Source organism: Pseudomonas sp. GL-B-12, from assembly GCF_019955895.1.
In the GTDB taxonomy this organism is placed as follows: domain Bacteria; phylum Pseudomonadota; class Gammaproteobacteria; order Pseudomonadales; family Pseudomonadaceae; genus Aquipseudomonas.
The window spans coordinates 39,924-51,970 of record NZ_JAHBCX010000009.1 but is presented as its reverse complement, the minus strand read 5'-3'; the positions used below and the strand labels follow the sequence as shown (position 1 = coordinate 51,970).

Annotated in this window: 7 protein-coding genes; 3 read left to right on the top strand and 4 right to left on the bottom strand. The window is 60.8% G+C overall.

The features are described from left to right. Positions 1-20 precede the first annotated feature (20 nt). On the top strand, positions 21-719 hold the full coding sequence (gene aqpZ, locus KGA85_RS05345) for an aquaporin Z (protein ID WP_223456368.1): 699 nt from the start codon (positions 21-23) through the stop codon (positions 717-719). Positions 720-739: 20 nt separating this feature from the next. Here the strand turns inward: aqpZ and KGA85_RS05340 are convergent, their stop codons facing one another. After that, positions 740-1,864, bottom strand: coding sequence for a GNAT family N-acetyltransferase (locus KGA85_RS05340; protein WP_223542962.1), 1,125 nt, complete (start codon positions 1,862-1,864; stop codon positions 740-742). Positions 1,865-2,145: 281 nt separating this feature from the next. Here KGA85_RS05340 and KGA85_RS05335 point away from each other — a divergent pair, with 281 nt between their 5' ends. Further along, positions 2,146-3,477, top strand: a complete 1,332-nt coding sequence (locus KGA85_RS05335; protein ID WP_223456370.1) for a putative porin — start codon at positions 2,146-2,148, stop codon at positions 3,475-3,477. Between the two features lie 337 nt (positions 3,478-3,814). Here KGA85_RS05335 and KGA85_RS05330 read toward each other — a convergent pair whose 3' ends face one another. From KGA85_RS05330 to aceK, 3 genes are all read right to left on the bottom strand, one after another. Further along, entirely contained in the window at positions 3,815-4,936 is a 1,122-nt protein-coding gene (locus tag KGA85_RS05330; protein ID WP_223542961.1) for a beta-ketoacyl-ACP synthase III, read from the bottom strand. A gap of 277 nt (positions 4,937-5,213) precedes the next feature. Continuing rightward, positions 5,214-9,125 (bottom strand): ATP-dependent RNA helicase HrpA, encoded by a 3,912-nt coding sequence (gene hrpA, locus KGA85_RS05325; protein ID WP_223456372.1) that lies wholly within the window; start codon positions 9,123-9,125, stop codon positions 5,214-5,216. Positions 9,126-9,262: 137 nt separating this feature from the next. Next, the gene (gene aceK / locus KGA85_RS05320; RefSeq protein WP_223456373.1) at positions 9,263-10,981 is read right to left on the bottom strand and encodes a bifunctional isocitrate dehydrogenase kinase/phosphatase; all 1,719 of its coding nucleotides are present in this window, start codon (positions 10,979-10,981) and stop codon (positions 9,263-9,265) included. Between the two features lie 159 nt (positions 10,982-11,140). On the opposite strand from aceK, the gene KGA85_RS05315 reads away from it, so the two are divergent. Next, positions 11,141-12,034, top strand: a complete 894-nt coding sequence (locus tag KGA85_RS05315) for a DMT family transporter (RefSeq protein WP_223456374.1) — start codon at positions 11,141-11,143, stop codon at positions 12,032-12,034. Positions 12,035-12,047: the final 13 nt, after the last annotated feature.

Sequence of the window (12,047 nt, the reverse complement as noted above, 5' to 3'; positions counted from 1 at the left end):
TCTCGAAAGGGCTCACTCTCATGTCTCTGTTAAAACGTTCGGCTACAGAGTTGGTAGGTACGTTCTGGCTGGTGTTGGGTGGTTGCGGCAGTGCGGTGCTGGCGGCGGCTTTTCCGGATGTGGGGATCGGTCTGCTCGGGGTGTCCTTCGCGTTTGGCCTGACAGTGCTGACCATGGCTTTCGCCATCGGCCATATTTCCGGCTGCCATCTCAACCCTGCGGTATCCCTCGGCCTGGTGGTGGGTGGGCGGTTTCCGGCCAATGAATTGCCGGCCTACATCATTGCCCAGGTCATTGGCGGCGTGATTGCAGCCGCCCTGCTGTATTTCATTGCCAGCGGCAAACCCGGTTTCGAACTGGCGGGGGGCCTTGCGTCCAACGGCTACGGCGAACACTCGCCTGGCGGCTATTCGATGGCGGCGGGATTTGTCTGTGAACTGGTGATGACCGCGATGTTCATCCTGATCATCCTCGGCGCCACCGACAAACGTGCACCGGCAGGCCTGGCACCGATTGCCATCGGCCTGGGGCTGACGCTGATCCACCTGATCTCGATCCCGGTCACCAACACCTCGGTCAACCCGGCTCGCAGCACCGGCCCGGCGCTGATCGTTGGCGGCTGGGCGATTCAACAACTGTGGATGTTCTGGGTCGCACCGCTACTCGGTGCAGTGGTCGGCGGCGTGCTGTATCGCTGGCTGGGCAAAGAAGAAAACTGACACGCTGCACGGTGTGAATGTCAGCCTTGTCGATAAGGCAAGGCTGACTTCGCATCCTCTGCATAAGCCAGCACCCCCAACCGCTCCTGCTCCAGAAAGTCTTTCACCGCAGCTTTCAACCCCGGATGCCGCAAGTAGTGCCAGGAATGGGTGATCACCGGCTCGAACCCGCGAATCAACTTGTGCTCGCCCTGTGCCCCGGCATCGAAACGCTGGAAACCGTTGGCAATGGCATAGTCCATACCCTGGTAGAAACAGGTCTCGAAATGCAGGCGATCAAACTCCGCCAGGCATCCCCAGTAACGGCCATAAAAGCTGTCGCCCCCCACCAGACTGAACGCCATCGCCACCGGCCGTGAACCCTGTTTGGCCAGCACCACGCGAATCGATTCCGGCATGCGTTCGGCCAGCAGGCTGAAAAACTCCCGCGTCAGATACGGCGCTTGCCGGCGCACCGCGTACGTATTGGCGTAGCAGGCATAGACGAAATCCCATTGCGCCTGACTCAGATCCCGCCCCTCCAGCCATTCAAACTCGAAGCCCTGCCCCGCCACCTGCTCGCGCTCCTTGCGCATCTGTTTGCGCTTGCGCGAACTGAGCACGTCGAGGAAGTCCTGGAAATCCCGGTAGCCGCGATTCTGCCAGTGGTATTGACAGCCAACGCGCTGCAGCCAGCCGGGCTGCTCACTCAATGCCGCGTCAGTGAACGGATCGGTGAAGTTGATGTGCGCGCTGGAGAGCCCTTCAAGCTCAAGGTAGCCCGGCAGGCTTTTCAATAACTCGAAGCCGTCTTCGACCGTGGCCGCCAACAGCCGCGGCCCGGTGACCGGACTAAACGGCACCGCGGTCAACAGCTTAGGGTAGTAGTCGATGCCGGCACGCTCACAGGCATCGGCCCAGGCGTGATCGAACACGTACTCGCCGTAGGAATGCCACTTGCGATAACCGGGCAGCGCGGCGATCAGTCGATCGCCTTCGACGTGCAATAAATGCTCAGGCTGCCAGCCGGTATGGGGTCCGACGCTGCCGCTGTCTTCCAGTGCGCTCAAAAAAGCGTGACGCAGAAAAGGCTGAGTCTCGGGCACCAGTGCGTCCCACTGCTGCGGGGCGATTTCTGACAATTTTTGCAGGCGTTGCAACGGCATCACCATCCTCACTCTTCATGGCGTGAAAGCCTCGCGAGTATCGCCTATCGCTCTGCAATGCACACGGGCAAAACGACGACAGTGCTCTAACTCAATAGTTCACGGCGGCTTTGTATCGTCACGGACATGACATCACATTGCCACTGCTCTGTCATAAACCATCGCGATACTGGCGCCTGTTTTTAGAGCGCCGGGTTATACCCGGTCACTGTTTTCCGCCACTAAATGGTCGGTTGTGTCCCGGATGGCTCTGTCATCCCCTCTCATCTTCGGAGATTGATATGCGTCTTGCTTCCACGAAAACTGCGGCGGCCTTGTGCGGCGGCCTGTTGCTGGCCATGAGTGTTCCGGCCAGTGCCGCAGTCGACGCCAAACTGCTCGACATGCTCAAGGCTAACGGCTCGATCACCAACGCGCAGTACAGCGAACTGCAAGCCGAGCTGGCCAGGGATCAGAAAGACCAACAGATCGCCCGTCAGGCTCAGCAAGAGACTAACGAGCAAATCGCGGCAACCGCGAAGAAAACCGACGCACTGAGCACCTTCGACCAGAAGCTGGCATGGGCCGCCAAGACCCAGTTCAAGGGTGACGTACGCTTCCGTGAAGAAACCGTGCACAACGATGGCGTGCCAAACAACAAGGACCAGGACCGTCAGCGCATTCGTGCCCGCCTGGGTGCCTACAGCGAAATCAACCCGCAGGTCGACACCGGTATCCGTATCGCCACCGGCAACAACGACGACGCTCGCTCGACCAACCAGGACCTGAACAACTACTTCGACAAGAAGCAGATCTGGCTGGACCAGGGTTACATCGACTACCACCCGGATGCGATCAAGAACCTGCACCTGGTTGGCGGCAAGATGCCGCAACAATGGGTGAGCATGGGCGACATCATCTGGGATAGCGACATCAACCCGGAAGGTGTGGCAGTCACCTACAAGTACCCGCTGAGCGGCAGCACCGAGCTGTTCGGTAGCGCCGGTCACTACACCCTCAAGGACAACGTCGACGGTGAAGGCGTGCAGTTCAAACACGACCTGCGCCTATACGCTGGCCAGTTGGGTGGTCGCTTCGCCATCACCGACAGCATGAAAATGACGTTGGGCGGCAGTATCTACTCCTACGACAACGACAGCAGCAGTGCCTGCCCTACCTCCGGTACCGTCACCACGCCATGCGCACTGGCCGTCAACGGCAACAGCCCGGGCGAAACCTTCAAACTGTACGAAGGCTTTGGTCAGCTCGACTTCTCCAACCTGCCAGTTCCGCTGTCGATCTACGGTCAGTACGTCAACAACACCGATGCCAGCAACGACCAGGACACTGGCTGGTTGGCTGGTGTGAAGTCCAAGGTCTACGGCTTCAACCTGGACTACAACTACCGCGACGTGCAGCGTAACGCTGTGGTGGGTGCCTTCACCGACTCCGACTTCGCCAACGGCTTCACCGGTTCGCGCGGCAGCAAGATGAAAGTGAGCTACGATCTGGACAAGAACTTTGCCTTGGGCGCGACCTACTTCATGGCGACTTCGGACCAGACCAACGCCAACATCAAGAAAACCGATTCGGACATCAACACCCTGCAACTGGATGCCGAAGCCAAGTTCTGATTCACCCCGCTACACGACTCGGGCAAGGAAGCCCGGGCTCCTTTTACAGCCTGGCGTTGGTGTGTCGGTCCCCATCATCCTCCGATGCATCAACGCGAGACTGTTTTCTCTCCCCTCCCCATCGAATCAGCTTCATGTGGCGAGCGAGCTTGCTCGCGCTGGACTGCGAAGCGGTCCCAGAACCAGTCACCTCGATTTGCCAGACATGCCGCATCAGCCTGTTTTACGACGACTTCGTCGCCGAACGGGAGCAAACTCCCTCGCCACAAAAGCCCCGCAAAAAAAATCGCAGCTTTCGGCTGCGATCTTTTCATCTGCTGCGACAGTTAATTCAAACTCAGCGCTTGCGCAGCAACACGCTACCAATCGAATAACCGGCGCCGAACGAACTGAGCACGGCCAGCGAACCGGCGGCCAGGTCGTCCTGGTTCTTGTGGAACGCAATCACCGAACCTGCGGAACTGGTGTTGGCGTAGGTGTCGAGAATCACCGGCGCTTCCTGTTCGGTGGCGTCGCGACCCAGCAGTTTCTTGACGATCAGGTGGTTCATGCTGAGGTTGGCCTGGTGCAGCCAGAAGCGCTTCACGTCGCTGACGTTGAGCTGGTTCTCTTGCAGATGCTCACTGATCAGCTCGGCAACCAGTGGGCAGACTTCCTTGAACACCTTGCGGCCTTCCTGCACGAACAGTTTGTCCTTGGCGCCGATGCCCTCTTGTGCCGCGCGGTTGAGGAAGCCGAAGTTGTTGCGGATGTTGTTGGAGAACTTGGTCAGCAGCTTGGTGCTGACGATGTCGAACTGGTACTTGGACGTCGCCAGGTCAGCACGTTCGATGATCACCGCGGTTGCTGCGTCACCGAAGATGAAGTGGCTGTCGCGGTCACGGAAGTTCAGGTGGCCGGTGCAGACTTCCGGGTTGACCATCAGGATCGCCCGGGCCTGGCCCAGTTGCACGCTGTTGGCGGCGGTCTGGATACCGAAGGTCGCCGAGGAGCACGCCACGTTCATGTCGAAACCGAAACCCTGGATGCCCAGCGCTTCCTGGACTTCGATGGCAATGGCCGGGTAAGCACGTTGCAGGTTGGAACAGGCGACGATCACGCCGTCGATGTCCGCGGCGGTCTTGCCGGCGCGCTGCAAGGCTTGTTCGGCCGCGCCGATGGCCATCTGGCAAAGCACCGACCACTCGTCGTTGGAACGCTCCGGCAGGCGTGGAGCCATGCGCTGCGGGTCGAGGATGCCTTCCTTGTCCATGACAAAGCGGCTCTTGATGCCGGAAGCTTTTTCGATGAAGGCTGCGCTGGATTCGGTCAACGCTTCGACTTCACCGCGCGCAATGGAGTCGGCGTTGTCGGCGTTGAATTGCGCCACATAAGTATTGAAAGACTGCACCAGCTCTTCGTTGGAGATGCTGTTGGCCGGGGTGTACAGGCCGGTGCCGCTGATGACGACGTTATGCATGGTCGTGTCTCTAATCTGTTCAGGCAGAAAGCATTGGCACAGTCGTACCAATACACAAAGGGTCTATTCCCGTCCGGGGGACGAAAACCTGGCATCGCTTTATTCCGACCTGCCCGAGACCGTGAAGGCTCAAAACCGCGGGGCCGGCGTTTATAGGCGCGAAGTTTGCCATAAACGTGGGCATTTCGCCCCTTTTGCTGGATCAAACTCCCACTGACACACCACCTGACCTGTGGGAGCGGGCTTGCTCCCACAGGGTATTGCACCAGCCTCCGGCCTACGGCTCGACTTGCGACCACTGCTTGTTCAGGCGCTTGTCGGAGATCGGCACCTTGGTTCCCAACTGCTGCGCAAACAGCGAAACCCGGTATTCCTCCAGCCACCAGCGATACAACTCCAGTTGCGGATCGCGCTTGCCTTCCTGGGCATGTTTGTTGGCGCGGGTCTGGTATTGCGCCCACAGTCCGCTCAATTCGCCACTCCAGACCCGGTCGCGCTGCACCTGGGCACCGATTTTTTCAAAGCGCTGTTCGATCGCCTTGAGGTAACGCGGCAACTCCTTGAGCCACTGCATCGGCGTTTCCCGGACAAACCCCGGATAGACCAAGTGGCTGAGCTGCTGCTTGATGTCGTTCAGGGCCACGGCTTGCGCCAGATCAATCTTGCCCTTGAAGCGCTTTTGCAGGCCATGCCAAAGCTTGAGGATTTCCAGGGTCAGCTTCGCCACACGCTCAGCGTGCTCGGTCCAGGCGCCACGCTTGCGCTCCGCCAGCGACGCCAATCCGGCACCATCGCGCGGCAACGGGTCCTCGCCCTCAAGAATGCAGCTGTCGAGGCTGGCCAGCAGAATGTCTTCCACCAACGCATCGACGCGCCCCATGTCGCGGTACAGCAGGCCCAGTTCGGTCAGGCCCGGCAATTTGCCACGGAGGAATTTGGCAGGTTCGGCCAGTTGCTGCATCAGCAAGCGTTGCAGGGCACGGCGATGCTGGAACTCGGCCTCGGCCGGGGTCGAGAAGCGCCCTTCCTTGACCATCCCGGTCTCCTCCACCAGCGCCGGGTAGACCGTCATCGACAGCCCGGCGATCTTCTGCTGGGTTTTCTCGGCCACGGCGGCGAATACTTTCGGCTCCACCGGCTGCTGGCTCTTCGCGGTTTGCGGCACCGCCAATGCTGCCTGGCTGGCCTCGGCGAAACGTGCGGTCAGTTCGGCCAGATCGCGACCCTCACCGAGGAACTTGCCCTGGGCGTCGACGATTTCCAGGTTCATCCGCAAATGGCTTTCGACCTGCTGCGCCGCCTCGGCCCAGGCTTCATCACTGACCCGCGCACCGGTCATGCGCAGCAGCTCGCGACCCAAGGCCTGAGGCAGCGAGCCCTCGGCAAAGGTCATGCGCTGCAAGGCCGCCTTGACGAAGTCCGGCACTGGCACGAAGTTCTTGCGCAAGGCCTTGGGCAGGTTGCGCACCAGGGCAATGCACTTGGCTTCGATGACGCCCGGCACCAGCCATTCCAGGCGTTCCGGCGGCAACATCGGCAACAGCGGTGCCGGCACGCGCAGGGTCACGCCGTCCCGTGGGTGATTCGGTTCGAAGTGGTAGCTGAGGGCCAATTCCAGATCGCCGATGTGCAGCGTATCCGGGTAATACTGGGCGGTGACTTCACTGGCTTCGCGGGCCAGCACGTCCTCTTCGCGCATGATCAGCAATTGCGGGTCTTTCTGGCTGTTGATCCGGTACCAGCTGTCGAAGGTCGCGGTCTGGTGGATCTCCGCCGGCAGCCGTGCGTCGTAGAAGGCGTACAGGGTTTCTTCGTCGGCGAGGATGTCGCGACGACGGGCCTTGGCTTCCAGTTCGTCGAGCTGTTCCAGCAACTGCGCGTTGGCCGACAAACACTTGGCCTTGGACTGAATCTCGCCGCGCACCAGCGCTTCACGGATGAACAATTCGCGGGACACCACCGGGTCGACCGGGCCGTAATGCACCGGCCGGCGCCCGACCACGATCAGCCCGAACAGGGTGATCTGCTCGAACGCCACGACCTGGCCGCGCTTCTTCTCCCAATGGGGCTCGAAGTGGTTTTTCTTGATCAGGTGCCCGGCCAGCGGCTCGATCCAGTCGGCATCGATCTTGGCGACCATACGCGCGTAAAGCTTGGTGGTTTCCACCAGTTCGGCGGTCATCAGCCATTGCGGGCGCTTCTTGCCGATGCCCGACGACGGATGAATCCAGAACCGCCGCTGACGCGCGCCGAGGTAGTCGCCGTCTTCGGTTTTCTGGCCGATCTGGCTCAGCAGTCCCACCAGCACCGCTTTGTGCAGTTTCGGATAATCGGCCGGCTCTTTATTGAGGCTCAGCTGCATGTCGCGGCAGATCAGGCTCAACTGGCGATGGGAGTCGCGCCACTCGCGCAGGCGCAGGTAATTGAGGAAATTCTTGCGGCACCAGTTACGCAGCGGACTGGCAGTCAGCGCCTGGCGCTGCTCTTCGAAACCGCGCCACAGATTGACCAGCCCGGCGAAGTCCGAGTCAGCGTCTTTCCACTGGGCGTGGGCCTGATCCGCCGCTTGCTGACGCTCCGGCGGACGCTCGCGCGGGTCCTGGATCGACATGGCGCTGGCGACGATCAGCACTTCCTGCAAGCTGCCGAGCTTCGCCGCTTCGAGCAGCATGCGGCCCATTCGCGGGTCCACCGGCAAGCGTGCAAGTTGGCGACCGAGAGGGGTCAGCTGACTGTTGCGGTCCACCGCCGAGAGCTCCTGCAGCAGGTTGTAACCGTCGCTGATCGCTTTGCCGTCAGGCGGCTCGATGAACGGGAACGCGCTGACTTCGCCGAGACGCAGATGCAGCATCTGCAAGATGACCGCCGCGAGGTTGGTGCGCAGGATTTCCGGATCGGTAAATTCCGGACGTCCGATGAAATCTTCTTCGCTGTACAGGCGCACGCAGATGCCCGGCTCAACCCGCCCGCATCGACCCTTGCGCTGGTTGGCGCTGGCCTGGGAAATGGCTTCAATCGGCAGACGCTGGACCTTGGCCCGGTAGCTGTAGCGGCTGATGCGCGCCGTACCGCTGTCAATCACATAGCGAATGCCCGGCACGGTCAGCGAGGTTTCCGCGACGTTGGTCGCCAGTACCACGCGACGGCCCGGGTGCGACTGGAAAATCCGCTGCTGCTCGGCCGGCGACAAGCGCGCGTACAACGGCAGGATTTCAGTGTGTTTGAGCTGGGCTTTGCGCAGCATGTCGGCGGCGTCGCGAATCTCGCGCTCACCGGGCAGGAACACCAGCACGTCACCGGGACTGCGGCGTTCACTGCGCTCATAGGCGGCGATTTCGTCGAGGGTGGCGAGGATCGCCTGATCCACCGTCAGGTCGTCCTCGACGCGGTTGCCCTCTTCGTCCTGCTCAAGTGTTAGCGGACGATACCAGGTGTCCACCGGGAAGGTGCGGCCGGACACCTCGACAATCGGCGCGTCATCGAAGTGCTTGGAGAAACGCTCCAGGTCGATGGTCGCCGAGGTGATGATGACTTTCAGGTCGGGACGGCGCGGCAGCAGGGTTTTCAGGTAGCCGAGCAGGAAGTCGATGTTGAGACTGCGTTCGTGGGCTTCGTCGACGATGATCGTGTCGTAGCGTTCCAGGTAGCGGTCGTTCTGTGTTTCCGCCAGCAGGATGCCGTCGGTCATCAGCTTGATCAGGGTGCTGGAATCGCTCTGATCTTCAAAACGCACCTGATAGCCGACCAGCGCGCCCAGCGGCGTGCCGAGTTCTTCGGCGACCCGGCTGGCGACGCTGCGCGCAGCGATCCGGCGCGGCTGGGTGTGGCCGATCAGGCCATGCTGGCCGCGACCGATTTCCAGGCAGATTTTCGGCAACTGGGTGGTTTTACCCGAGCCGGTCTCACCTGCGATGATCAGCACCTGATGCTTTTCCAGCGCCTTTTTTATTTCGTCGCGTTTGGCGGCAATCGGCAGGCTGTCGTCGTAACGAATCACCGGCAGGCTGGCCTTGCGCGCCAGCACCTGCTCACAGGACGCCTGCATCCGCGTCACCCACTGGCCCAGTCTGGCCTCGTCGGGTTTCTTGCGCAGCTCAAGCAACTGCCGCCGCAGCCGGTGGCGGTCGGCGAGCATGGCGTGATCGAGGTTTTTCAGCAGTTTGTCGATGGAGGGCGATTCGTCGGTCATCGGGTACGCAATTCAGTCGTCTAGTGGCGCAAGGGTGCGGATTGTCGCAGAAAAGCAGCTTCAAGCGGCAAGCTACAAGCCGCAAGTTAAAAGCGGCTTCTAACTTGCCGCTTGTAGCTTGCCGCTTGCAACTGTTCCTATTCGTTATCCAGCCCTTTACGCCGATACGGAAACACATCAATCACCTTCCCCGCCCGGATCGCTTCCTGCAGGCTTTTCCAGTAATCGGCGTTGTACAACTCGCCATGCAGCTGATCGAACAACTTGCGTTGCCCGAAATCGGCAAACAGGAACGGTGGAAACTCTTCCGGGAACACGTCCAGTGGTCCGATCGAGTACCACGGTTCGGACGCCATTTCATCTTCCGGGGTGCGGGGTTGCGGGATATGGCGAAAGTTGGCCTCGGTGAGGAAGCAGATCTCGTCGTAGTCGTAGAACACCACCCGACCGTGACGGGTCACCCCGAAGTTCTTCAGCAGCATGTCGCCGGGAAAGATGTTCGCCGCCGCCAGTTGCTTGATCGCCAGCCCGTAGTCTTCCAGGGCCTCGCGCACCTGCGCCTCGTTGGCGTTTTCCAGATACAGGTTCAGCGGAGTCATGCGGCGTTCGGTCCAGCAGTGGCGGATCAGCACCGTGTCGCCTTCCACCGACACCGTGGACGGCGCAACTTCCAGCAATTCCTCCAGGCACGCCGGATCGAACTTGCTCAGCGGGAAACGGAAATCGGCGAACTCCTGGGTATCGGCCATGCGCCCGACGCGGTCGACGCTTTTCACCAGGCGGTACTTTTCGATCACCGTGGCGCGGTCGACGTTTTTCGACGGTGAGAAACGGTCCTTGATGATTTTGAACACGGTGTTGAAACCCGGCAGGGTGAACACGCTCATCACCATGCCGCGCACGCCGGGGGCCATGATGAACTGGTCGTCGGTGTTGGCCAGGTGATTGATCAGCGCCCGGTAGAACTCCGACTTGCCGTGCTTGTAGAAGCCAATCGAGGTGTACAGCTCGGCAATGTGCTTGCCCGGCAGGATACGCCGCAGGAAGCCGATGAACTCCGCCGGCACCGGCACATCCACCATGAAGTACGAACGGGTGAACGAGAAGATGATCGACACGTCCGCCTCATCGGTGATCAGCGCATCGATCTGGATGCCGCGACCTTCCAGGTGCAGCAAGGGAATTGCCAGCGGCCATTGCTCGTCGGTGGTGTAGATGCGCCCCACCAGGTACGCGCCTTTATTGCGGTACAGCACCGAGGAAAACAGCTCGACGCTCAGCTCCGGGTCCTTGCACACCCAATCCGGCAGGTTCTCGCGCAACTGCGCTTCGAGGCGCTTCAGGTCACCGGACAGGTCGGCGTAATCCTCGCTGAAGCGGTAGTCGGCGAAGATGCTGGCGAGCATCGCCGACAATTGGCCTTGCGGCTTGTAGGTGCGGGTTTGCGCGGCCCGGGCACGGCGCAGGCTCGGCCGGGTGGTGTGGATGAACATGCAGCCGTCGCTGATCAGGTCATGGCTGAACAGCCCGCAGAAGATCGAGTTGTACCAGGTCTCGGACAGTTCATCGTCGAAGCGCAGGTCGATCAGGCTGATGTAGGCGCTTTTGACCAGCGGCCAGCAGCTGACGTCCAGGGTGTCGGTGTCAAACGCGGTGCGCAGTCGCGCCACCGTTTCACCGACCTTGTCTTCGTACAGATTGATCCGCGCCGCCGACGCCGACTGCGTCTCTTGCCACCGGGCCTGTTCGAAGCGAGCCCGGGCGCCGTCGGTGATCTGGCGAAAATGCTCGCGGTAATCGTCAAAGCCATCGAGGATCAAGCGGGCGATGTCGGCGGCTGGCCATTGCTGCGGCATGGTGAGACCTCTGCGGGAATTCGGGAGGCTTGAGCTTAGCCAGTGAACCGGGGGCAGGAGAAGCGTAATTTTCCGGACGAATTAAATGCCCGGTTTTCGGTTGCCATCGATCACACACTCAGCAACACTTTCGCCCCTCCCCCAAGGAAGGACCGCGCTGTGAACCCCGTCGATATTTTCCGTTTACTGTCACTGGCGGCCATTTGGGGTGCGAGTTTTCTGTTCATGCGCATCATCGCCCCGGTGATCGGCACGATTCCCACGGCGTTTTTCCGCGTGTCGATTGCCGCTGTCGGGCTGCTGGTAATTCTCGGCCTGATGCGCATCAGTTGGGATTTCAAGGGAAAACTCAAGACCGTGATGCTGCTCGGGGTGATCAACTCCGGCATCCCGGCGACGCTCTACTCGGTCGCGGCGCAAGTCTTGCCGGCCGGTTACTCGGCGATCTTCAACGCCACCACGCCGCTGATGGGCGTGCTGATCGGCGGCTTGTTCTTCCATGAAAGACTCAGCGCCGCCAAGCTCGGCGGGGTTTTCCTCGGGTTGCTTGGCGTCGGCGTCCTGACCCGCGCCGGTCCGGTGGCGTTCGACATGCAACTGCTGATGGGCGCCCTCGCCTGCCTGCTCGCTACCACCTGCTACGGTTTCGCCGGATTTCTCGCCCGACGCTGGCTCGATCAGGCCGGTGGGCTCGACAGTCGCCTGTCAGCGCTGGGCAGCATGCTCGGAGCGACCCTGTTCATGTTGCCGTTGTTCGGCTACAGCGTGATCAGCCAGCCACCGGCGAGTTGGGGGGGATGGAAGGTCTGGTTGTCGCTGCTGGGATTGGGGCTGGCGTGTACTGCGTTTGCCTACATCATTTACTTCCGGTTGCTCAGTTCGATCGGCCCGGTAAAGTCGTCGACCGTGACCTTCATGATCCCGCCGTTCGGGGTGCTGTGGGGGGCGATGTTTCTCGATGAGCCGCTGTCGATGGCGCATATCTATGGCGGGTTGTTGATTTCGCTGGCGTTGTGGTTGGTGTTGAAGCCGGGCTTGGTGGCTGACCGGTAGCATTGTTGCGTTG

Coding starts and splice junctions, on each gene's coding strand:
- aceK (WP_223456373.1), bottom strand. CDS start 10,981: ATGCCGCAGCAATGGCCAGCCGCCGACATCGCCCGCTTGATCCTCGAT.
- aqpZ (WP_223456368.1), top strand. CDS start 21: ATGTCTCTGTTAAAACGTTCGGCTACAGAGTTGGTAGGTACGTTCTGG.
- KGA85_RS05330 (WP_223542961.1), bottom strand. CDS start 4,936: ATGCATAACGTCGTCATCAGCGGCACCGGCCTGTACACCCCGGCCAAC.
- hrpA (WP_223456372.1), bottom strand. CDS start 9,125: ATGACCGACGAATCGCCCTCCATCGACAAACTGCTGAAAAACCTCGAT.
- KGA85_RS05335 (WP_223456370.1), top strand. CDS start 2,146: ATGCGTCTTGCTTCCACGAAAACTGCGGCGGCCTTGTGCGGCGGCCTG.
- KGA85_RS05340 (WP_223542962.1), bottom strand. CDS start 1,864: ATGCCGTTGCAACGCCTGCAAAAATTGTCAGAAATCGCCCCGCAGCAG.